General features: G+C 57.4%; 34 protein-coding genes. 6 read left to right on the forward strand and 28 right to left on the reverse strand.

Translation table 11 applies throughout. The features are described from left to right. Positions 1–120: 120 nt before the first annotated feature. Positions 121–546, forward strand: a complete 426-nt coding sequence (locus RAH42_RS13050) for a type II toxin-antitoxin system HicB family antitoxin (protein WP_317539471.1) — start codon at positions 121–123, stop codon at positions 544–546. A gap of 106 nt (positions 547–652) precedes the next feature. Here the strand turns inward: RAH42_RS13050 and RAH42_RS13055 are convergent, their stop codons facing one another. The 22 genes from RAH42_RS13055 to RAH42_RS13160 all read right to left on the reverse strand — a co-directional run bounded on the left by RAH42_RS13055 (position 653) and on the right by RAH42_RS13160 (position 12,420). Next, positions 653–958 carry a hypothetical protein gene (locus RAH42_RS13055; RefSeq protein WP_317540269.1) on the reverse strand — a complete coding sequence of 102 codons (306 nt, stop codon included), beginning with the start codon at positions 956–958 and terminating at the stop codon, positions 653–655. Positions 959–1,494: 536 nt separating this feature from the next. Further along, entirely contained in the window at positions 1,495–1,698 is a 204-nt protein-coding gene (locus tag RAH42_RS13060; RefSeq protein WP_317540270.1) for a hypothetical protein, read from the reverse strand. Positions 1,699–2,370: 672 nt separating this feature from the next. Continuing rightward, positions 2,371–2,604, reverse strand: a complete 234-nt coding sequence (locus RAH42_RS13065; protein WP_317540271.1) for a hypothetical protein — start codon at positions 2,602–2,604, stop codon at positions 2,371–2,373. Next, on the reverse strand, positions 2,592–2,741 hold the full coding sequence (locus tag RAH42_RS13070) for a hypothetical protein (RefSeq protein WP_317540272.1): 150 nt from the start codon (positions 2,739–2,741) through the stop codon (positions 2,592–2,594). The genes RAH42_RS13065 and RAH42_RS13070 overlap by 13 nt, the downstream gene beginning before the upstream one ends. Before the next feature lie 75 nt (positions 2,742–2,816). Further along, the gene (locus RAH42_RS13075; RefSeq protein WP_317540273.1) at positions 2,817–2,915 is read right to left on the reverse strand and encodes a hypothetical protein; all 99 of its coding nucleotides are present in this window, start codon (positions 2,913–2,915) and stop codon (positions 2,817–2,819) included. A gap of 17 nt (positions 2,916–2,932) precedes the next feature. Then, positions 2,933–3,301 carry a hypothetical protein gene (locus RAH42_RS13080; protein WP_317540274.1) on the reverse strand — a complete coding sequence of 123 codons (369 nt, stop codon included), beginning with the start codon at positions 3,299–3,301 and terminating at the stop codon, positions 2,933–2,935. Positions 3,302–3,810: 509 nt separating this feature from the next. Further along, a complete protein-coding gene (locus tag RAH42_RS13085; RefSeq protein WP_317540275.1) occupies positions 3,811–3,975 on the reverse strand; it encodes a hypothetical protein in 165 nt (54 codons plus the stop codon). Beyond that, positions 3,972–4,145: a hypothetical protein gene (locus RAH42_RS13090; RefSeq protein ID WP_317540276.1), complete on the reverse strand. Its 174-nt coding sequence runs from the start codon at positions 4,143–4,145 to the stop codon at positions 3,972–3,974. The genes RAH42_RS13085 and RAH42_RS13090 overlap by 4 nt, the downstream gene beginning before the upstream one ends. After that, positions 4,097–4,417 (reverse strand): VapE domain-containing protein, encoded by a 321-nt coding sequence (locus RAH42_RS13095; protein ID WP_317540277.1) that lies wholly within the window; start codon positions 4,415–4,417, stop codon positions 4,097–4,099. Before RAH42_RS13095 ends, RAH42_RS13090 begins: the two co-directional genes overlap by 49 nt. Positions 4,418–4,577: 160 nt before the next feature. After that, positions 4,578–4,850, reverse strand: coding sequence for a VapE domain-containing protein (locus RAH42_RS13100; RefSeq protein ID WP_317540278.1), 273 nt, complete (start codon positions 4,848–4,850; stop codon positions 4,578–4,580). Continuing rightward, positions 4,847–5,788, reverse strand: a complete 942-nt coding sequence (locus RAH42_RS13105) for a hypothetical protein (protein ID WP_317540279.1) — start codon at positions 5,786–5,788, stop codon at positions 4,847–4,849. Before RAH42_RS13105 ends, RAH42_RS13100 begins: the two co-directional genes overlap by 4 nt. Positions 5,789–5,868: 80 nt before the next feature. Then, positions 5,869–6,111, reverse strand: coding sequence for a hypothetical protein (locus tag RAH42_RS13110; RefSeq protein ID WP_317540280.1), 243 nt, complete (start codon positions 6,109–6,111; stop codon positions 5,869–5,871). Positions 6,112–6,162: 51 nt separating this feature from the next. Next, positions 6,163–6,426 (reverse strand): hypothetical protein, encoded by a 264-nt coding sequence (locus RAH42_RS13115; protein ID WP_317540281.1) that lies wholly within the window; start codon positions 6,424–6,426, stop codon positions 6,163–6,165. 71 nt (positions 6,427–6,497) lie between these two features. Next, on the reverse strand, positions 6,498–8,099 hold the full coding sequence (locus RAH42_RS13120) for a DNA polymerase (protein WP_317540282.1): 1,602 nt from the start codon (positions 8,097–8,099) through the stop codon (positions 6,498–6,500). Continuing rightward, the gene (locus RAH42_RS13125) at positions 8,083–8,631 is read right to left on the reverse strand and encodes a DUF2815 family protein (RefSeq protein WP_317539479.1); all 549 of its coding nucleotides are present in this window, start codon (positions 8,629–8,631) and stop codon (positions 8,083–8,085) included. Before RAH42_RS13125 ends, RAH42_RS13120 begins: the two co-directional genes overlap by 17 nt. A 17-nt stretch (positions 8,632–8,648) precedes the next feature. Further along, complete coding sequence (locus RAH42_RS13130; protein ID WP_317539480.1) at positions 8,649–9,821, reverse strand: DUF2800 domain-containing protein; 1,173 nt, start codon at positions 9,819–9,821, stop codon at positions 8,649–8,651. Next, positions 9,818–10,198, reverse strand: coding sequence for a hypothetical protein (locus RAH42_RS13135; RefSeq protein WP_317540283.1), 381 nt, complete (start codon positions 10,196–10,198; stop codon positions 9,818–9,820). Before RAH42_RS13135 ends, RAH42_RS13130 begins: the two co-directional genes overlap by 4 nt. Before the next feature lie 70 nt (positions 10,199–10,268). Further along, a complete protein-coding gene (locus RAH42_RS13140) occupies positions 10,269–10,625 on the reverse strand; it encodes a molecular chaperone DnaJ (protein WP_317539482.1) in 357 nt (118 codons plus the stop codon). A gap of 117 nt (positions 10,626–10,742) precedes the next feature. Continuing rightward, positions 10,743–11,252, reverse strand: coding sequence for a hypothetical protein (locus tag RAH42_RS13145; protein WP_317539483.1), 510 nt, complete (start codon positions 11,250–11,252; stop codon positions 10,743–10,745). 108 nt (positions 11,253–11,360) lie between these two features. After that, complete coding sequence (crn3, locus tag RAH42_RS13150) at positions 11,361–11,645, reverse strand: CRISPR-associated ring nuclease Crn3/Csx3 (protein WP_317539484.1); 285 nt, start codon at positions 11,643–11,645, stop codon at positions 11,361–11,363. Positions 11,646–11,750: 105 nt separating this feature from the next. Then, positions 11,751–12,149 (reverse strand): hypothetical protein, encoded by a 399-nt coding sequence (locus RAH42_RS13155; RefSeq protein ID WP_317539485.1) that lies wholly within the window; start codon positions 12,147–12,149, stop codon positions 11,751–11,753. Between the two features lie 28 nt (positions 12,150–12,177). Next, entirely contained in the window at positions 12,178–12,420 is a 243-nt protein-coding gene (locus RAH42_RS13160; protein WP_317539486.1) for a helix-turn-helix transcriptional regulator, read from the reverse strand. 122 nt (positions 12,421–12,542) lie between these two features. Between RAH42_RS13160 and RAH42_RS13165 the strand changes: the two genes are divergently transcribed. The 5 genes from RAH42_RS13165 to RAH42_RS13185 all read left to right on the forward strand — a co-directional run bounded on the left by RAH42_RS13165 (position 12,543) and on the right by RAH42_RS13185 (position 15,381). Continuing rightward, positions 12,543–13,262, forward strand: a complete 720-nt coding sequence (locus RAH42_RS13165) for a LexA family transcriptional regulator (protein ID WP_317539487.1) — start codon at positions 12,543–12,545, stop codon at positions 13,260–13,262. Between the two features lie 7 nt (positions 13,263–13,269). After that, positions 13,270–13,569, forward strand: a complete 300-nt coding sequence (locus tag RAH42_RS13170; RefSeq protein ID WP_317539488.1) for a hypothetical protein — start codon at positions 13,270–13,272, stop codon at positions 13,567–13,569. 49 nt (positions 13,570–13,618) lie between these two features. Beyond that, positions 13,619–13,798, forward strand: coding sequence for a hypothetical protein (locus RAH42_RS13175; RefSeq protein WP_317539489.1), 180 nt, complete (start codon positions 13,619–13,621; stop codon positions 13,796–13,798). Between the two features lie 345 nt (positions 13,799–14,143). Beyond that, entirely contained in the window at positions 14,144–14,803 is a 660-nt protein-coding gene (locus tag RAH42_RS13180; RefSeq protein ID WP_317540284.1) for an integrase arm-type DNA-binding domain-containing protein, read from the forward strand. Then, positions 14,803–15,381, forward strand: coding sequence for a site-specific integrase (locus tag RAH42_RS13185; RefSeq protein ID WP_317540285.1), 579 nt, complete (start codon positions 14,803–14,805; stop codon positions 15,379–15,381). Before RAH42_RS13180 ends, RAH42_RS13185 begins: the two co-directional genes overlap by 1 nt. Before the next feature lie 48 nt (positions 15,382–15,429). Here the strand turns inward: RAH42_RS13185 and RAH42_RS13190 are convergent, their stop codons facing one another. The 6 genes from RAH42_RS13190 to RAH42_RS13215 form a co-directional block, all read right to left on the reverse strand. Next, the gene (locus RAH42_RS13190; RefSeq protein ID WP_317540286.1) at positions 15,430–15,846 is read right to left on the reverse strand and encodes a hypothetical protein; all 417 of its coding nucleotides are present in this window, start codon (positions 15,844–15,846) and stop codon (positions 15,430–15,432) included. Continuing rightward, on the reverse strand, positions 15,819–16,007 hold the full coding sequence (locus tag RAH42_RS13195) for a hypothetical protein (RefSeq protein WP_317540287.1): 189 nt from the start codon (positions 16,005–16,007) through the stop codon (positions 15,819–15,821). Before RAH42_RS13195 ends, RAH42_RS13190 begins: the two co-directional genes overlap by 28 nt. Positions 16,008–16,074: 67 nt before the next feature. Next, positions 16,075–17,154, reverse strand: a complete 1,080-nt coding sequence (locus RAH42_RS13200) for a Rha family transcriptional regulator (protein WP_317539442.1) — start codon at positions 17,152–17,154, stop codon at positions 16,075–16,077. A 24-nt stretch (positions 17,155–17,178) separates the two neighbouring features. Beyond that, positions 17,179–17,430, reverse strand: a complete 252-nt coding sequence (locus RAH42_RS13205; protein WP_317540288.1) for a helix-turn-helix domain-containing protein — start codon at positions 17,428–17,430, stop codon at positions 17,179–17,181. 249 nt (positions 17,431–17,679) lie between these two features. Beyond that, positions 17,680–17,868, reverse strand: coding sequence for a hypothetical protein (locus RAH42_RS13210; protein WP_317539444.1), 189 nt, complete (start codon positions 17,866–17,868; stop codon positions 17,680–17,682). 122 nt (positions 17,869–17,990) lie between these two features. After that, positions 17,991–18,247: phage holin family protein (locus tag RAH42_RS13215; protein ID WP_317540289.1), on the reverse strand; the 257-nt coding region annotated here is incomplete at its 5' end.

Here is an 18,247-nt window from a genome sequence, read left to right on the forward strand (position 1 = left end):
CGTCGTCACGATCGCCTTCCACACCAAAGAACTGACGAAGGCACAGAAAACAGCATCCTGAAACAGGCCGGGCTGAAATGAGCTCCGGCCGAGACACAGGAGCAAAAGGAGGAATTCTATATGGTCTCTTCATACCCGGCAGTATTCGTCAAAGAAACCGACGGACGTTATTCCGTGATCTTTCCCGACCTTAACGGCGCCTCGACCTGCGGCGATACGCTCGACGACGCCATGACCATGGCGATCGACTGCCTGGCAGGCGTCCTTTCCGCCATGTTCGAAGACGGCGACACACCGCCCGCTCCGTCGGCGCTCGGCGATGTGTCGCCCCGCGACGTAGCCTCTGAACTCGACGACGATTATCAAGACGCTTTCGCAACGCTCGTCGCCGTGGACGTACGCGAATACGCCGCGCGGCATTTCAATCGCGCCGTGCGCAAGACCGTCACCATTCCAAAATGGATGAACGATACCGCCATCGCCAGAGGCATCAACTTCTCTCAAACGCTGCAGAACGCTCTCAGGTCGGAATTCAACAGAACTTAACCGTTCCCCATGAAAAAAGGCGGGGCCTTCGCGGCCTCGCCTTTGTCGTTATTCTTTTTCCCCGTAATTCCCAGTCTACATCATATCACGTCAAGACTATGACATTCTATGACATCTTTTCTTTTTGCGCCTGATAAACCATATTCGCTTCTTTCAGCGCCAACACGTGCATCCGATTGACGTGCCTCCACGTGTAGCCCAGCTCGACCGCGATTTTTTCAAACGGCCACAGATTGAGATACCGCATCTGTAAAATCACCGCTAATTTTGGCGAGGGGACGTCATGAATGATCCCCGTCACCCGATCCAGCGCCGCCCGCCATTGCGCGACCTCCGCCTCGATTTTGGCCTCGCAATCCGCGATCGCGCACGCCGCGCCCTCCAGCGCGTTATGCTCCGTCCCTCCGTGCACCCTCTGCCGTCATACTCCATGCCACGGACACCCGCTGCTTTGGCCCGCAGCATCGCCAAACGTTCGAGATCGGCGTCGAGTCGCTTCTGCGTCCACCAGACCGACCGCAGCACTTTTTTGATTTCACCCAGGTCTTCAGTCATCTAAACTCGTGCAGCCTGCTTCGACTCCATTTCTTCAGCTTGATCTTCAAGCTCCCCGACGCGCTCTTTCAGCACCGCAACCACCTTATCGCAAAACGGATATATCGACCCACTGCTTCGGCGCTGAAATATACCCGTTCATTGATCGTGTCGGATTCGCCACTAACGTATCTTCGGATCCACGCCGAGTTTCCGTTCCAATCCAAAAGATCAACATAATTCAACATCCCGTTTCCTCCTCATATATCCACGCCATACCCCAATTCCAGCAGCTCCCGTATATCAGCGCGCCGGTTTTTTGGCTGACAAAATTCGATAAATACGGAAGACCGAAACGGTTGAACATAAATTCGAAAAAAATTTTTTGCCACCTCGCCAAAATCCCCGTCAACATCAAAAGTATATGGGCGTTGAAATCCGAATAACTATACCCAGTCTCCAACTTCGAACACCGTCACACTCCCCAACCGTCTTCGAGAAAAACATATTCGCCGTTTTGTCATCCCGGTCCGTCATCTTATCGCCTGGTCCGTAAAGCATTTCTTGTGCAGTTCCAGAAACTCCCGTTTCGACAATCGTTTCAAACCACTTGTTCATAACTCTCTACTCCTTCAGCTCTTCGCGTCTGGCTTTCAGATAGTCCATCAGCGCGTTCTGCCCGGCGTCCTTCGACGCCAGCGCCGCCATGCACGCTTCGTCTACGGTATCCGCCGCACGAGATGATAGACGCTGACGGTATCCTTCTGTCCCTGCCGGTACAGCCGGTGTTCGCCTGCTGATACAGCTCCAGGCTCCATGTGAGACCGTACCAGATGATGATGTGGCCGCCCTGCGCAGGTTCAGCCCGTGCCGATACTGGCCGGATGCGCCACAACAACGGGGAACCCCCGCGGTTCATGCGGCGATGTCATCCTCCGTGTTCAGCTCATGGACCGCGCTGCCAAGGTATTTCTGATCCCGGTCCGGTCATGCCGATAGGCCACGAAGACCAGCACCGGCTGCCCGTTGGCTTCTTCGATCAGCTGCGCCAGCGCTTCCAGTTGGCGTCGTGGATCGCCTTCGCGCCGTCGTCTTCGGCGTATACGGCGCCGCCGGCCATCTGCTGCAGTTTGGTGTTCGCGCCGCGGCGTTCACGGCCGTGACGACGTTCTCGCCAGCGTGATCAGGCAGTCGCGCTCCATTTCCTTGTACAGGCGCATGGCCGCCGGCGGCAGCTCCACGCAGACCGTCTGGTACACGCGTTCCGCATGTCCAGATAGTCCCGCTTGTTCATGCTGATGCAGATGTCGAGATCTTCGACCTGATGACTTCCGCGCATCCGGCGTTGATCGCGTATTTATACACCACGAAACCCGACATCCACGCAGGGTGAAAATAGTTCGCCCGGTAACCGGTCAGCGTCCGCCCCAGGCGCTGGCCGTTGTCCAGAAGGAAGATCTCCGCCCAGAGATCCATCATCCCGTTGGGCGCGGGCGTTCCGGTCAGGCCGATCACGCGCTGCACTGTCCGATCACGCGGCGGAGCGATCTGAAGCGCCGCGCGCTCGGGCTCTTAAAACTCGACAGCTCGTCGATCACGCACAGATCGAAGTCCCACTTGAAGTTCTTCGTTAGCCAGCAGACGTTCTCCCGGTTGATCACATAAATATCGGCCCTGCGTTTCAGCGCCTGGCGCGTTCTTCCGGAGAACCGAGGACTTTGGACACGCGCAGGTGATCAGATGCTCCACTTCCGGCACTCTTCGGCCCAGACGGAACGCGCCACGCGCAGCGGCGCGATCACCAGCGTCTTGCGGATCTCCAGCGAGTCGTACATCAGCGTCTCGATCGCCGTCAGCGTACAGACCGTCTTGCCAAGCCCATGTCCAGGAAGAGTCCGCAGCGCGGATGGTCAAGGATCCACTCGATCGCCTGACGCTGATAGTCGTACGCTCGAAAGACCGTCGACAAACAGATCAACCTCCTCCTTTGTCCGCAGCACGTCACCGGAAAGCCGCGGATCTTGAAGCGCCAGAAATGAATTCCTGCAGCTTCGACAGCCTGCCTTCCAGACCGTTTTTGAACTCCACCAGGTAGCAGCGCCCCGCGCCGAAGACAATTCGGTCCGGAACGCCGCGCCATGCTGGCGACACGAACTTCAAGGACATATACCCTTCCGCTCTGCGGCGGCGTTGAAGTACTTTCCAGATCCTTTTCAAGCATCGTTTTTTTTCTCCGAGAAAGTTACAATTGTGTATGTTAGGTTACGTATATACTACAACCTCTAAACCATTGAAATAACTGATCTTGCCTGAATTTAACCCTCTCATCTTGTAACTTAGAAAGTTACACTCGCGGACGCTGATGCCTACTGGCTTAGTAAGTGTTTTTTTTGCCCCTGTAACTTTGTAACCTTCTTCCAACATCTCCTTACGCGCGTATACGCGCGTATACGCGCGTGTTTGATATTCATCTAAATACACATAAATAATATTTTAGAGTAGGTTACAAGTTACAAACAAAGCAACGCTTGTAATTGCAAGGCTTTAGGCTGTAACTTAGAAAGTTACAAACGGCGGCGCCAAAGATGCCACAGGCTTAGCAATTTCAATGGCTCGGCGGCTGTAACTTCTATGATATAGCTAGTTGCACATATTTAACGTATTCTCCGAAATCCTTTTACCACGCCATACGACGTGTTCGATATGTTACTTTTTCCCGTTCCCACCCGCTCAAACTGTCCAAATCTGATTGATCTCCACGGCGTCGAAGCGCTTCATCCTGTCTACGCCGTTACCCAGGACTTCGCACCAGATCTCCGCGGCGCAGACGCGTGTCCGCAGGATCGAGCCCCGCTCGTTCGAGGCCAGCCATTCCCGCCGGTCGTCGAGGCTCATATCGTCCCAGCCCGGGGCAGTTTGCGGTCCAGATACTCTTTGATCTGTCCGGCGCGCGGGTCGTCCTGCAGGAACGCCTCCTGGATCTCCAGCGCCTGCTTCGCCAGATGCGGCGGCAGCACTACGCTTTCCGTGCCAAGGTCGTACAGCGCTTTGGCTTCCGCCCACATCTGATCGATCTCCCCGCCGCCCAGGCGAACACGTCCTTCTTCGGCCGGGCACTTTTGGGGATGTCGGCGATCCAGAAGCGCCGGTTGCCCGTGCGGTCGCGCAGGAACTCGCATTCGTTGGTCGTCGCCACGAAGATGCACTGCCGCGGGTACTCCGCCGTGCGCCGTCCGTAGGCGACGCGAAAGCGGTCCATCGTCCCCGACAGGAAGTTTTGATCGCCTCGGCGTCGGCCTTGCGCAGCGCCGACAGCTCGCCCATTTCGATGATCCACACGCCCTGCATGCCCTCGTAGGCGTCCTTCGATCGGATATCTTCAGCGAATCGCTGAACCAGCCCCGTGAGAGCTTGCGGAAAAAGCTGCTCTTCCCGCAGCCCTGAGGCCCTTCAGCGTCAGCATCGTGTCGAACTGCGCCCCGGGCTCGTAGATCCGGTCACGCCGCAAGAAAAGTCTTTTTCGTGATCTCGCGGATGTATTCGCAGTCTTCGCAGCCAAAGTAGTCGATCAGCACAGAGCCGATCCGGTTCTTCCCGTCCCAGCGCAGCATCTCCAGATAGTTCTTGACCGGATGGAAACAGCGCCGGTGGCACTCGTGCAGGACGCAGTCCCAGATCTTGTCCCTGCCGTTGATGTGGTACTTCTTGCCGAACCAGAGCCGTATTTCCGCGTCATCGATGTCTTTCAGGCCGTTGTCGCCCTTCGTCACCTTGCGCCAGGGCAGATCCTCAGGGCCACCTCGCGCCGCGCGAACTCGTCGTAGCCGAAGCGGCCGCGGAACTTCCCGTCGCAGCGCAGGATCAGTTCGATGTTTTTGTAGGTGCTGACGGGATATCCCGTTCGGTCGCGTTCGAGCTTCTTCTCCCAGCCTTCCGGCGCCTTCGGTTGTTCGTCGGATTCGTCGGCGAAGTCGTCTCCTACCTCCGCGGCTTCCGCCGCCTGCTCCCTGTTCAGCTGTTCCAGACAGCGGTCGTCGTGCAGAGCGAAGTCGACCATAGCCTTGTACGACGGCAGCGCCGTGATCGGCGTGTCTTTCTTCGCTTCGGCGTCCAGCTGCTTGAAGCGGTGCAGCCGCACCAGGTCGAAGGCGTTGCACTCCACGCCTCCTGCGGGGTCCGTGTCGTGGTGGCTGAAACTGTACGAATCCTCGTAGATCACGACGCCGTTGCTGGTCGTGCCTTTGACGTAGGTGTACCGCCCGGGAACCGTCTCGCTTGGCGCGTAGTCGGGGACGAACTGCGCGATCGCCTCTTCGATCGGCCAGGCGCGGCAGAACGCGCCCACGACGCCGCGTTTCTCGGCGATGGGCTGCATCTTTTTCCGCTCCCGGAGGCGTACTTTTTCCGCCCGCTCGCTGACCGGCCACTGCGACACATCGCGCCAGTCCCGATATAGCCCCAGCACCTCGCCTGGCGTCAGAACGTCTCCGTCGAGGCTCAGCGCCTCGAACGGCGCGTCCTTCGGAACCGACGGCCAGTACATGATCCTCTGCGGCTCGTAGGTCGTGTCGTCGAACTGTTCGATGCCCAGCGCTTCGGCGATCTTCCGGGCGATCGGCTGATACTGCTCCGCCGGCACGGCTTCTGTCAGCGGGATCACCAGACGGTAACGCGGCGTCTCGGGCGTGCTGCTGTGCGTCGGATACATCAGCGCGCGGCGGCCGAATTTCTGTTCCCATGCCGCCCAGACAGGCGCTTTCGGATCGGCGAAGTCTACGTCAAGACAGATCAGCTGCCGGTTGACGACGTCCTTGCGGCTGCCGCCCTGAGGAAACCGCCGATAAAAGCCCCGGCGTCCTTCAGCTCGCTGCGCTTGTCCTTCGCATAGCCGCGTATTCGGCCATGGTCTCCCCGGTGCGCTTGACGTTCCGTACTCGTTCGAGCAGCTGGCCCAAGACCAGGATTCGTTGCGGAATCTTTTCTGCAGCCGGCTCCGGCCATGGCCAAACTGAAAGTCAGTTCTTTACCCATGAGCCACCTCCTAATCCTTGAAGTAATATCTTCCTTCGTACCCGTGGGCCGTCAGGAGCAGCCCGGGAGCCCATAAAACAGGTTCGCCCATGATCTTCTCCACCTCGGAAACTTTGGCCCCTGCGGCGCGTCTATGACGACCTCGTCGTGTATGTGAGATACGATCTTGTATCCGGCGTCGTTCAAGCGGAGCATGGCCGCTGCCAGACAGTCGCGCGCGACGGCCTGCGTGACGTTCTCCGCCAGCTTCCCGCCGTGCGTGTCGGCCCGGTCCCAGTGGCGCGACACCTGGTTTATGTCCATGTAGGTGATCATCGGGCCGTACTTCCCCGGTTCCAGCTTCGCGTCCTGGTAGTACAGACTGCGCCCGGACGGCAGCGTGATCTTCAGGCGTCCTGTTTCGTAACCGATTTCAGTCCCGGCTTGAAGCGCGTCGTTCGTCCTTCGTCGATGGCGTCCTTGCCGGCGTTCTCGATCCTGTGCCAGAAGCGCACGATGTTCGGGCTGGCCGAACGCCAGCGGTTGACCAGGTGCTTCAGCTCGTCGTCGTTCAGGCCCAGCCTGTCGGCGCCGAACGCCTTGAGAGCGCCTACCGATCCGCCGTAGCCACATGCGAGCTCCATGATCTTCCCTTTTTGGCGCATTTCCTTCGTGATCTGATCGACAGGAACGCCGAACGCCTGCGAGTAGCTGCTTTTGTAGATGTCTTCGCCGCGGGCGAACGCCTCCATCCGCCAGCGCTCGCCCGCCAGCCAGGCGATCACTCGGGCTTCGATCGCCGAGAAGTCGGCGACGATGAACTTGTTTCCTGGCGTCGGGATAAACGCCGTGCGCACCAGCTGGCCGAGGATCTCCGATGTGTCGTAATCGTCGTAGGCCAGACGCAGGCCGTTGTAGTCGCCGGACCTGACCAGCGTCCGGGCGACGTCGAGATTCGGCAGGCTGTTGCGCCGCAGGTTTTGCAGCTGCACCAGCCGCCCCGCCCAGCGCCCGGTCCGGTTAGCGCCGTAGTACTGGAACGCGCCGTTGACTGTGCCGAAGCCTTCGATTTCGCTCGAGGCGTTATAAGCTCTCAGCATGGCGTCGTACTTTTTGACCGACGCCTTGCTGACCGAGAGTTTCAGTCCCACCGCCCGCTTGATCAGCGGGTCTTCGACGCTGTCCCGCAGTGCTTCGGCTGCGGTCTTCGTGAGGCTTTCGACGGCGGCGCCCTTTTCGGCCAGCCAGGATTTGAACTGAACGACGCTGTTCGGGTTGCCCAGTCCGGTAAGGCGTTTCAACTCCGTTACGGCGGCGTCGGTGACTTGTTCCGACATCTTCACGGCCTGTTCGGCCAGTCGGCGATCGACGCCGATGCCGCGGCGGTTGATCTCGTAGTCCAGGAGGAACACACGGCGCTCCGCCTCCGGTTGGTCAAATTTGATCAGGCGCTTGTACACCTCGCGCTCCGCTTCCACGTCGCGCCGGTTGTATTCCTTGAACGCCGCCCAGCGCTCGGGATCATCCTTCGGCAGGTTGCGCGTGCGGCCGCCGTTGGCCTTCGTCGGCTTGCAGGGTTTGGAAAAGTAGTTGACCAGCTGCGTGCCGATGGTCATCTTGCCCTTGTCGAACAGGTGCAGGACATTGGACAGCGCCGCCAGCGACGGCGGCAGTCCGGCGTAATTGGCCAGAGCCATGGTGCACAGCCACTCGTCGGGGCGGATGACAAAGCCTTTGCGGGATAAGACCGTCATCTCGAAGACGGCGTTGTGAGCCGCTTTGACGATGCCTTTATCGGCGAAAAGGCGCCGGAAAGTCTTGTACTTCTCTTTGAAACTGGATTCCGTCGCGTCGCAGGTGACGACAGGGCCGTCGTCCAGCGCGTATGAGAGCAGCAGGATCTCGCAGGATGGAGAAGCGGCGTACTTATGTACGCCGCGCTTCCCCAGATCCTCGTCGCAGTAGGTTTCTAAGTCGAGATGCAGCACCCGCCTAGAAGAGGTCGTCATTGGCCGCGGCCTCGGCTTCCTCTTCCTCGAAGTCGTCGGTGCAGTCGCCGGGGCCGCCCAGCGGTTCGCCCTTGCGTTTGAACTGGACGCCCAGCAGGGCGACGCCGACGCCGCGGTTGCCGCCTTTGTCGTAGGCGAACAGACTGACCGAGACGTTGACGTAGTCGCCGGAGAAGAGCAGGTTGTCGTCTTCGGTGAGCTGGCTCTTGTCAGGCTGGAAGAGTTGCGGGCGCTTGGCGCTGCGGGCGTTGAAGAAATAGCATCCCTGATACTCCTCGCGGTCTTCGAATTCCGCGTCGCCGTCGCGCAGCGGGCAGGTCAGCGAGCCGGGGAACTTGCCGTTCGCGACCTTGGCCGGCCATTTCTCCTTCGCCTTTTCGACGAGGGCGGTGTAAAACTTCTTTGCTTCCGGATGATCCTTCGGCAGGATGAACTGAGCGCTGTACTTGGGTTCCTGCCCTTCGAAGGCGTGGGGCTGGAACACGTGGGCGTACGAGATGCGGACGTCGTGCAGAACGATTCTTTCGGACATTTTTATGGTCTCCTTTTTTAGAATAACGATTCGTCGGCGAAGTCTTCGCCGATGGCGGGTTGGAACACGGGGCGCTTGTCGTTCATGGGGACGACGGTCGGTTTGCCCTGGGGCTTGACGATCTGGGATCCGAGGATCTCGTTGAATTTCTTCGAACCGAGCAGCTTAGTCATATCCGTGACGCCTTTCAGCTCCGCGGGCTTGTTGAACTCTTCGGGCTTGTAGCCGGCCGCGGCGAGCAGTTCGGCGCAGACGGCGGTGTCGTTGTACTTCCTCACGCTGCGGCCCTCCACGACTTTGAAACCGGGGATGCTCTTCGGGTCGGCCATAAGCTTGTTCAGGGCCTCGCCGTCGACGAGCTCGAGCCACCTCTTGACGATCGGCGCGCGCGTGAGGATGAGCTGCCAGTCCGAAGGCTTCAGCTCGTTGGTGTCGAGTCGGCCGCTCTCATCCTCGAAGTCTTCCGAGACAACGGCCAGGCTGTACTCCGCCAGCGTCTTGCACTTTTTGGCGTAGCGGCAGAACTGGCAGTGCGTTCCGGCCATGGGGTAGCCTTCGCCTTTGGCCGCCATTTCGGCGTGCGGCCTGGCGTAGGCGTTGCCCCATCCGATCAGGTCGGACCGGTCGATCTCCCATTCGCTGACGTTGTCCAGCCGCGGCTGAAAGATGTCGAGCTCGACGCGCGGCATGTCGTAGGCGAAGCCGAAGACGTCCAGAGCCCCCAGGGCGTACAGCTTCAGCTGCGGGTTGTTGTCGGCTTCGACCTTGACGCCTTTGCCGTACTTGTAGTCGATAACGGTCAGCCGCTCGTCGGACAGGATCAGGCAGTCGGCCGTGCCGAAGCTGCCGGGCGCCCAGCCGTTCAGGTCGAGCCGCCGCTCCACCGCCAGCGCGCCCGCGCCCATCTTGCCGCGGACATACGAGGCATAATCTTTGGCGTGTTCCTCCATCTCCGGGGCGTAGAGCTCATGAGCCCGAAGCTTCTTAAGTGTTTCTTCCGCCCAGGGTTCGTCGCGCAGATACACTTCCGCGAACTCGTGCGCCAGCGTTCCCTCCTCGCTGAAGCTGGTCGTCCTGTCGGGTTCCCCGGCTTCCAGCAGCGCCGAGGGCGTACAGGCCAGCCATCGGTGTGCCGAGCTGGGACTCAGCAGCGCGTGAGCCCGCGCGGCGTGATCCGGCGTTTTCGTCATGCCGCGCACACCTCCCGCAGATCGGCGAGGAAGTCGCCGATCTTGTCGTCCGGAACGGCGCTGGCCTTTTTGACGCCGTACTTCTGCAGCAGGGCCACGATACCGTCGCGGCAGTCGGTAAGCACGGACTTCTGGATCAGGTCCTTCACCTCGGCGCGCTGCGCGTCGGGGTCAGCGGTTACGGCCGCAAGATCCGTTTCCGGCTCGGGATCGTCGGGTTCCTCTGGCGCGGGGGCTTCGGCCGGCGGCGTCTTGGCCTTGGCCTTCTTCTTTTTGGCCGGCTTTTCCTCGTCGGCGGGAAGATCGAAGGCGTCTGGCTCCGGAGTTTTCGCGCCTGGCGTGCCGGTGGTCTTCTGCGCATCGGCAATGAGGGTCATGGCTTTGATGAAGTCGCTGAGGATTCCCCGTTCTTTTCTTCAAAGGCGATGGTGATCTTGATATCCATATTTATTCCTCCTCGAATCCTTCAAGATGATGCAGCTGGTACTCGTGCTGTATTTTCTGTTCGACTACCCGACCGGCGCCGTGGCAGTCTTTGCATTCGCGTTCTTCTGTGCCGTAATCGATATGCCCAAGCCCCCGGCATGACTTGCAGACCTGTACCTTCATGATCTCCCGGTCGAAGGGGCGATCCTCGTCGAGAGAGTCCATCGTGAACTCGTCTTTGATCGTCTGGACGAGGACGCGCCCCGTGCCGCGGCACTCGGTGCAGTCGAAGTGGCCGCCCTTCAGATCGACGCTGAACCCCAGCCCTTTGCGTTTGGAACAAATAGTGACTTTCATGGTCTCCGGATCAAAATTCATGACCTAATCCTCCTGTGTTATAATCAGAGGCGAGAGCTAGTCATTGTTCTCGCCGGTTCTGTGAGCCGCTCGCGGTTGCCGCCGTGGACGGCTCTGTTTTTTTTTGCGCTCATTTGCTCACTCCTTGTCGTAGCACGCCTTGTCGTAGTACTTCGCCCAGTCCTCGGGCTCGTCCGTCGTGCCGAGTAGATGTTCGTGTCCAGCGTAGGGGATGCACTGGTGCCATGCGCAGCTAACGCATTCAAACGGTCCCCCACCGTCGCCTCTCGTGTAATTAAAGAGGTTTGCATCCCACACTTCTGAATCTTCATCTCTCACGAGCACCTGCTCGAACGGCTTAAACTCATACTTCTTCTTTGGCGCTTCTGTGGGTTCGAGGACAAAAAATGGAAAGAAGTAAAACAGAGAACTGTCTCCGTCTATGCCCAAAGCGATGCCTTGTAAGGAGCGCACATCTTTCACTTGCATAGTTCGCCCTACAAGCATATCCATTTCAGGCGCCCAGGAATTACCCCAACCGCTTTCATGGTTTTTAACAGCCCGCAACACCTTTACCCAACAGCCTTCTCTAACTCCTGTCGCTTTGAGCCACATGTCCTGCAAGCGCACGTACTCTTCGTTAGTCATTTTTTGTCTCCCTTCCTTGTCATCATTCCAGCAACGCCTCCAGCGCCATCCGCAGCAGCTCCCACCACCGCAGGCGGCGGCCGCAGCGCGACTCGGGGCCGTAGAGGGTCATTTTGCATCGTCCTCCGGCGGGGCGACGTCGAGGATGTCGCCCTCGCAGTACTCCGCCGTGTGCGAGGCGACGACCACCGCGCCCAGACGGGGATCGTACACAGCTACAGCCGAAGCTAGCCCGTGCAGGCGGTGGAACGCCATGCCATAGCGCCAGACCGGCGCGCGGCCTTCGATGATGACAAGCGCCCCGCGGGGGATCTCCGGCAGTTCCGGAAGCGGCGCAGCCGGCGCGAGAATAATATCTGCTCCGATGCGGTACCAAACAAATTTCTTATCCATTCCTAGCTCCTCCTTCTTTTCCACAACGTGCTTACTACCCAGTAAGCCCCGAGCATTATGCCGGCGTATGCCAGCGCCTCTACAAAAAGCTCGCATAGAATTCGATTAAGCTCCGCGTCCATGCGCCCTCGCCTCCTTCGCCATGTTCGGCGTCCGTTCGTTGAGCACCTTATCCCATCGCCCCAGGCGCACGGTGTCGTACACGTCCTGGGCGTTCCAGCGCCGCCGCTGGCTGCCGACCGCGCCGCCGCCGCTGACTGGCGGCGGGAAGCGCCCATCCGTCACGCCGGCATTCAGCGTTGAGTCTCCGACCTTGAAGATCCTTTTCAGGTCTTTGGCCGTCAGCGTTTTCGGCTCCCGCTCCAGCGTCGGCGTTACCTGCACCGCGGGGCGCGCCTTCTCGGCATCTTCGAACGCCTCGCGGATAATGTCCCGCATCAATGGGCGCAGAATCTTCGCCGTCTTCACGGCGATTTCCTGCAGTATCGCGTCCCCCGCTGTCATAGTTGTTTCTCCCCTTCCTCCGCCTCGGCTACTCGCCGGGGCTTTTTTCATTTACGCCCAGCAGGTCGTTGGGTGTCGTTCTAAGCACTGATGCCAAGGTCTTTAAATCTCCAGCGCGAGGAATGCGTTCCTCATGTTCATAGCGCCGAATGCTGTCGATGCTTAGCCCACTTAACTCTGCGAGTTTTGCTTGCGTGAAACCTAAACTTAAGCGTCTTTGTTTCAGGCTCTCCAAAATCGCTCCCCCCTCTCTCTTGTTATTTAATGCCATTTAGCATTATTTATCGCTATTATATAACGCCAAATGGCATTGTCAAGAGGAAAATAATGCTATACTGCGAGTTGAATTTAACCTAGCCAAATGGCATTATTAAATAAGGAGGGGAATTTTACATGCTTAAAGACTTGTTGCGGCGACTACGAAAAGACAAAGGTTTGAATCAGATAGACCTCGCCCAGCGCGTAGGAGTGTCTATCGACTCTGTGCGTCGTTGGGAAGCGGGGAAACGAGAACCGAGACTCAGCGAACTTGAAAAAATAGCTTTAGTATTGGAAGTGCCGGTTACATCTTTGGTGAGTGGAGCCGAAGCAGGCGGGTTTGAAAACAAAACCGCGCCCTCCCCGAAGGAAGAGCGCGTTGAAATTATCGAGCATTATGGAATGAACGGTAGCATTAAAGTTCCAGTGTACGAAGATTTCATGTCCGCCTGCGCGGGAATGGGAGCGGTGTCAGTGGAAGGCGTCGTAAGAGAAGAGCTTGAAATCCCTGTGTGGCTGCTGGGCGGCCAATATTCCACGGAGCCGGGAGAAAGCCCGTTTATTGTACGCATTAGCGGCGACTCCATGGAAGAAGCCGGCATTCCCGACGGCTGTCAGGTTTTAGTGAATCCCATTGCCGAAGCGGATAACGGAGATGTTATTATTGCGGAACTCGACGGCGACTGGATGGTGAAATGGATCTACTGGAATCGTCATTGCGATGGAGGGGAATTGCGTTCCGCTTCCCTTAAATACCCCGTTAAGAGATTTACAAAAGAAGACGTTGAAACCGGACGGTTCAGATATATAGGCAAAGTGTGCCGTGGAATGACGATCCCCAAGAAAGGAGAGTAGCACATAAATGAACAACAAAAACTTATTACACAACACAGCAACGGCCTTTTTTATGATCGTTTATTTTAGTTTAGGAGTTGTTCAAACAGTGGCTTTTTATCAAGGGTTACGGTATTGGCTAGATTGGAATTGGTTTTTCTGTTTACTAATTTCTATTCCCCTATCGTATATCCCAGTTGTAGGAACAGTTCTTGGGATTGTTGGGGCTCTTAAAGTTTGGCAATGGCCATGGCTATTAACAGGCGTTGTGTTTTTATTCCCATACATAGTAGTTTTGCCATTAGCTTTTTCTATATCGCGAGATTAAATAACCGTGGCAAAAAAACAATGATATGCTCAATAAAGGAGGCAGGTCTATGAAAACATCTTTATCTCTCCCAATACAGGATGAGAATAAAAGTTCCCTGTCTAGCGCATTAGATCGCGAACTTGAGCAACTCGAAGGACAAATCTGTGAAGATATAGAATTAGAGGTTTTACCCAGCATTGCTATAAAAGAACGCTGTGAAGCTACGCAGCAGAACTCATCAAAATAACGAGGGCAAAAAGTGCAAACCGGCATCATAATGGTGACTTTTCGGTGACTAAAGCCGCGAATACAAACATATTAATTCAGTATTTACAACTATTCATAGATATTTCTAGCAAGGCAGTCGGCTCCATTTTTTTATCTTTTTGCCGTTGACAAGCAATGTTTTCAACGAAGATTAAAGATTGGGGACGTTGCGCCGCAACGTCTCTGTTTGTTATAATTCGTTTAAAGTCGTTAAGTGTCATTGGTTGTTATTATGCTCGATCGGTGACGTAAAGTGGTGACTTAAAACTGCCCTATCGTTTCGAGTCACCGCTAAAATCGGTGACTTGAAACGGAGGCGTTGAAAATGCTCGATCGAACGGGGAAGAAAAAGAAGGCTGACGGCACGCCGCTGACGAAGGTGACGATCGACCAGGCAAAGCCGGAAGCCAAGGCGTATGTCTTGGCCGATACGGCGAATGGTCTGTATCTGCGCGTCTACCCCAGCGGGTTGAAGAAGTGGGTCATCCGCACGCGCATCGGCGGCGTGGAGGCTCGCCGGACGATCGGCAGGTATCCCGACATGTCGCTGAAAGACGCCCGCATCGAGGCGAGCAACATCGCCGAAGATCTGTTGAACGGGCGGGCGCTGCGCGGACCGTCTTTGCAGCAGCTGGCCGACCGTTGGCTGACGGAGTTCGTGCGCAAGAAAACGCCCGACGAGGAGTACATCAAGCGCCTGCGCTTCTCGTATTTCAGCGCGGCGCTGCGGCAGAAACCCTGCGCCGACGTGACGCGCCGCGAGCTGGTCATGGATCTGAAGCGGATCCAGAAAGAGCATTCGTACAAGACCGCCCAGCGCACCGCGACCATCGTCACCGGCCTGTTCGACTACGCGCTCGACGAAGGCGTGCTCGGCAAAAGCCCGGCCGGCAATCTGTCGCGCGCGCTGATCCCGACTCGCCCGAGGACACGGAGCAGCAGCACTTCGCGGCGGTCACCGATCCTGCCGGCGTCGGGCGCCTGATGCGCGCCATCGACACCGTTTCCACGCCGACGACGCGTCTGGCGCTGCTGTTTGTGATGTACACGTTCGTGCGCCAGAAGGAGATGCGCCAAGCAACGTGGGCGGAAATCGACTTTGAAAAACGTCTCTGGATCATTCCCGCGTCTCACACCAAGCGCCGGCGAGAACAGCGAGATCATGTGGTGCCGCTGTCGCGCCAGGCCATGGCGATTTTGGAAACGCAAAAAATGCGCTCATTCACCAGCAAAGAGGCGCTGATCTTTCCGTCCGATATCAAGGGGGCCCAGCTGCCGAAGACGCTGCTGCTCAACGCCGTGAAAACTCTGCACGCGACGCTGCCGGAAGACCAGCGTCCGCCGGAGACGACGGTGCACGGCTTCCGCGCGACGGCCAGCACGCTGCTGAACGGCATGGGATTCCCCCGCGACGTGATCGAACGCCAGCTGTCGCACAAGGAGCGCGACAAGGTGCGTAATGCGTACAACCGCTTCGAATACATCGAGGAACGCACGGCGATGATGCAGGTCTACGCCGACTATCTGGATGCTTTGCGTGACGGCACCCCGACATATGAGTGAAAAACAAAAAAAGAGCGGGCACCGTCAATGACAGACGATGCCCGCTCTTTATTTTGCTATGGCCATACTCGCAGCTCCGACCAGCAACCCCAGCAGGAGCCCCTGTGCCCGTCCACGCCTGATGCGTCTATTATACTCCGCCCGCTCCGCCGCCAGCTCGCGCCGGAGGTCCACGACGAGCCGCCGCGTATCCTCCGCCTGCGCGGCGATCTCCGCCCGCAGATCGTCCAGTCCCTGCCGCAGGACGCGGGCGCTCTCGCGATCCGCCGTCCAGCCGGCGATGGTGTCGCGCATGGCGGCCTCGGAGAGCAGATACCCGTCGGAGACGCGCTGAACATCAGCGGCCTGCGCGATACTCTGCCAGCAGAACGTCGAGAGCAGTAGCGAGACGGTCAGCAGGTAGATCATCAGTCCGCTTTTGGCTTGAGCACGAACAGTCACCTCCCTTTGTCTGGTGGCGTCCACGATGGCATCCGCCCGGCGCTCGGACGTGCGGCGCTCTCGCGCAGGCGGGAGATCAGCGCGTCCGTCTCACGCCAGTCCTGATATTGACGCCAATAGATAAACGCCAGCAGTCCGACAACGACAACCGCCGCCAGCCATAACAGCCAAGATTTTTTCGTCATCTCGCATGTCCTCCAATAAAACAAGGCGGCCCCCTGTAGAGGTCGCCTTGTCCGTTATTCAGATGCATTACAGCGCTTCGAAATACTTCTTCATCCACTCGCGGGCGAACTCGCTGTACGCCCACAGCCGGGATTCATTTTTGCCCCTCTGGTCGGCGTACCAATAGCCGAACTCGTTGCGTTCGCCCTTGGGCGCTTTCAGCCGGTAGCGGAGCGCGACTTTACCGATGTATCCCCGGCTCGTCTCGAACTCTTCCGCCAGCTGCGTGGCGGTGTAGTAGCCGCGCGCCGGAGGGACGAAGCGGTAACAGCGCCGACGCCGTCGCGCCTTCTTTCCCGGCAGAGGCAGCGCCAGCTGGTCTTCCTTCCGCGGCGCGCTTTCCGGCAGCTTCTCAGGCCCTTTGGTCAGGATTGATTCGGGCTTCTTCATCCCCTCCAGCAGCGCCAGATTGCGGCGCAGCAGTTCGAGGCGTTCGGCCTCGTGATCCACTTCGATCTCGACCACGCGGTCGGAATGCCCGCGGATGATCTCTTCCATGGCGTTGAAGGCCTTGATGTAGGCTTCTTTGAACGCCGCCGCTTTCTTGCCCGTGTAGCCCATCACGAGGAACGTGAACCCGTCGCGGGTCATCATGTAGTAGGGAACTTCTTTTTGCGCGCCGTTAGCAACTTCAACGGTTCGGGACAAGAGCTCAAAATTGAGCTTTTGAAAATCAAAGGAACAGTCCAGCTCTTTAATATCTCGCATCACATTTTTATGTTCCTTCTCGAAATACTTGGACACGTCCATGCTGCCGACGCGGGCTTCGCCCTTCCAGAGCGTCACGCCGAGGGTGGAGCTTTCGGGCGCGACCGGCCGGGCGAAGAAGCCGTAGGTCACTTCCTGATTCGACCAGTTGTTGAACATCGACTCCAGCGATTCGAGACTGACCTCGCAGTTGTGCTTGATCAGGTCGGCGATGTACAGATACGCCACGAACAGATTGTCGCCGTACTTCCATCTCCGGTCGACGCCTTCGGGGAACCTGTGAAGCCCCTGATTCCAGAGCGCCAGCGCTTCGCGAATCGCCATGGCCCGAACGGCCTCATTGGGGAGCTGGTTGAACAGATGGTCCTTGCCGTAGAGTTTCGGTAATGGTGCGAGCATGTTTTTACCTCCATGAATAATCGCTCATCCACAGAGGGCAGAAGATTGTGGTATAATCTCCATGGAACCTCTGTGGTTCTGGGGCCCCGAATAACCAAGTCCGGCCAAAGACTTGATGGTTATTCGGGTTGCCTTTTTGAGTTCGCTTTCAGGAATGCGCCACGCCTTCCCGAACTTTACGCCTTTCATTCGGCCTGTACGCAGCCATATCCTCACGGTGTCAATGTGAACTCCAATGATTTCGGCAACCTCCTTTACTGTGAGAAGTTTATCCATTTCTCGCCCTCCTTCCTTATTCACGATGATACCATATGATTAAAGATGATTCAAGGGGGCAGAAAAATATTCTCGAAGAGGTTGCCGTAGAGTTTCGGTAGTGGTGCGAGCATTTTTTACCTCCATGAATAATGGCTCATCCACAGAGGATAGAAGATTGTGATATAATCTCCATGGAACCTCTGTGGTTCTGGGACCCCGTTCATCTGTCTTCTGCCGAGAAGATTTTGCAGATGCGCGGGGTTTTTGCTATTTGTCCGCAGGTTCAAATTTTAATGTACCGGCGGCAAAGCGTTCCATAAAATTCTCAAGCACGGTGTTCATGGGAAGCCCCAACTCCACGCACTTAATCTTGAAAGGCAGTAGCTTTTCAGAATTAATCGTCGTGGTGAAGGTTTTTCTTCCCCTTGAGTTTTCCTCTTCGCCTCGCTTTGCCATGTGTATATCACCTCGCTTTCAGGACACATTATAAACATGTTTTTACATAGTGTCAAGTATTAACACGTTTATGAATATCCCGGAAGCATTCCTACAAGAATCCAATTTTGAATTCGCGTAACTTACTCATCGTGCCCACGGCGATCCCACTTCCCCTCCGACAGCCACTTTTGCAGACCGTCGAACGCGGCCTGCAGCGTCTCCTGGATCTCGGTATAGCAGATGTCCAAAAGAGGGCCGCCAACGTAGCCGCACATGGAGATGATGACCGCAGACAGCTGCTTGCTCACCCCCAGGCTGTCAAGCCCCCAGGCGACAATCGCGCCGATCGCCCCGGCGCTGATCAGCCCCACTGTAAAACGCCAGCCGTCGAACGGCT

This window comes from Pyramidobacter sp. YE332 (assembly GCF_033060595.1).
In the GTDB taxonomy this organism is placed as follows: domain Bacteria; phylum Synergistota; class Synergistia; order Synergistales; family Dethiosulfovibrionaceae; genus Pyramidobacter.

Bases quoted from the DNA above. Each gene is read 5' to 3' on its own strand.
- RAH42_RS13075 (WP_317540273.1), bottom strand. From the start codon at position 2,915: ATGTACGACTCGCTGGAGATCCGCAAGACGCTGGTGATCGCGCCGCTG.
- RAH42_RS13195 (WP_317540287.1), bottom strand. From the start codon at position 16,007: ATGACGAAAAAATCTTGGCTGTTATGGCTGGCGGCGGTTGTCGTTGTC.
- RAH42_RS13140 (WP_317539482.1), bottom strand. From the start codon at position 10,625: ATGAATTTTGATCCGGAGACCATGAAAGTCACTATTTGTTCCAAACGC.
- RAH42_RS13180 (WP_317540284.1), top strand. From the start codon at position 14,144: ATGCTCGATCGAACGGGGAAGAAAAAGAAGGCTGACGGCACGCCGCTG.
- RAH42_RS13210 (WP_317539444.1), bottom strand. From the start codon at position 17,868: ATGGCAAAGCGAGGCGAAGAGGAAAACTCAAGGGGAAGAAAAACCTTC.
- RAH42_RS13175 (WP_317539489.1), top strand. From the start codon at position 13,619: ATGAAAACATCTTTATCTCTCCCAATACAGGATGAGAATAAAAGTTCC.
- RAH42_RS13170 (WP_317539488.1), top strand. From the start codon at position 13,270: ATGAACAACAAAAACTTATTACACAACACAGCAACGGCCTTTTTTATG.
- RAH42_RS13205 (WP_317540288.1), bottom strand. From the start codon at position 17,430: ATGGATAAACTTCTCACAGTAAAGGAGGTTGCCGAAATCATTGGAGTT.
- RAH42_RS13185 (WP_317540285.1), top strand. From the start codon at position 14,803: ATGCGCGCCATCGACACCGTTTCCACGCCGACGACGCGTCTGGCGCTG.
- RAH42_RS13135 (WP_317540283.1), bottom strand. From the start codon at position 10,198: ATGACCCTCATTGCCGATGCGCAGAAGACCACCGGCACGCCAGGCGCG.
- RAH42_RS13105 (WP_317540279.1), bottom strand. From the start codon at position 5,788: ATGTATCCGACGCACAGCAGCACGCCCGAGACGCCGCGTTACCGTCTG.
- RAH42_RS13165 (WP_317539487.1), top strand. From the start codon at position 12,543: ATGCTTAAAGACTTGTTGCGGCGACTACGAAAAGACAAAGGTTTGAAT.
- RAH42_RS13080 (WP_317540274.1), bottom strand. From the start codon at position 3,301: ATGCTTGAAAAGGATCTGGAAAGTACTTCAACGCCGCCGCAGAGCGGA.
- RAH42_RS13060 (WP_317540270.1), bottom strand. From the start codon at position 1,698: ATGAACAAGTGGTTTGAAACGATTGTCGAAACGGGAGTTTCTGGAACT.
- RAH42_RS13145 (WP_317539483.1), bottom strand. From the start codon at position 11,252: ATGACTAACGAAGAGTACGTGCGCTTGCAGGACATGTGGCTCAAAGCG.
- RAH42_RS13200 (WP_317539442.1), bottom strand. From the start codon at position 17,154: ATGCTCGCACCATTACCGAAACTCTACGGCAAGGACCATCTGTTCAAC.
- RAH42_RS13130 (WP_317539480.1), bottom strand. From the start codon at position 9,821: ATGACGAAAACGCCGGATCACGCCGCGCGGGCTCACGCGCTGCTGAGT.
- RAH42_RS13120 (WP_317540282.1), bottom strand. From the start codon at position 8,099: ATGACGACCTCTTCTAGGCGGGTGCTGCATCTCGACTTAGAAACCTAC.
- RAH42_RS13160 (WP_317539486.1), bottom strand. From the start codon at position 12,420: ATGGCATTAAATAACAAGAGAGAGGGGGGAGCGATTTTGGAGAGCCTG.
- RAH42_RS13110 (WP_317540280.1), bottom strand. From the start codon at position 6,111: ATGGGTAAAGAACTGACTTTCAGTTTGGCCATGGCCGGAGCCGGCTGC.
- crn3 (WP_317539484.1), bottom strand. From the start codon at position 11,645: ATGGATAAGAAATTTGTTTGGTACCGCATCGGAGCAGATATTATTCTC.
- RAH42_RS13125 (WP_317539479.1), bottom strand. From the start codon at position 8,631: ATGTCCGAAAGAATCGTTCTGCACGACGTCCGCATCTCGTACGCCCAC.
- RAH42_RS13050 (WP_317539471.1), top strand. From the start codon at position 121: ATGGTCTCTTCATACCCGGCAGTATTCGTCAAAGAAACCGACGGACGT.
- RAH42_RS13155 (WP_317539485.1), bottom strand. From the start codon at position 12,149: ATGACAGCGGGGGACGCGATACTGCAGGAAATCGCCGTGAAGACGGCG.
- RAH42_RS13115 (WP_317540281.1), bottom strand. From the start codon at position 6,426: ATGATCACCTACATGGACATAAACCAGGTGTCGCGCCACTGGGACCGG.
- RAH42_RS13090 (WP_317540276.1), bottom strand. From the start codon at position 4,145: ATGTGGGCGGAAGCCAAAGCGCTGTACGACCTTGGCACGGAAAGCGTA.
- RAH42_RS13085 (WP_317540275.1), bottom strand. From the start codon at position 3,975: ATGAGCCTCGACGACCGGCGGGAATGGCTGGCCTCGAACGAGCGGGGC.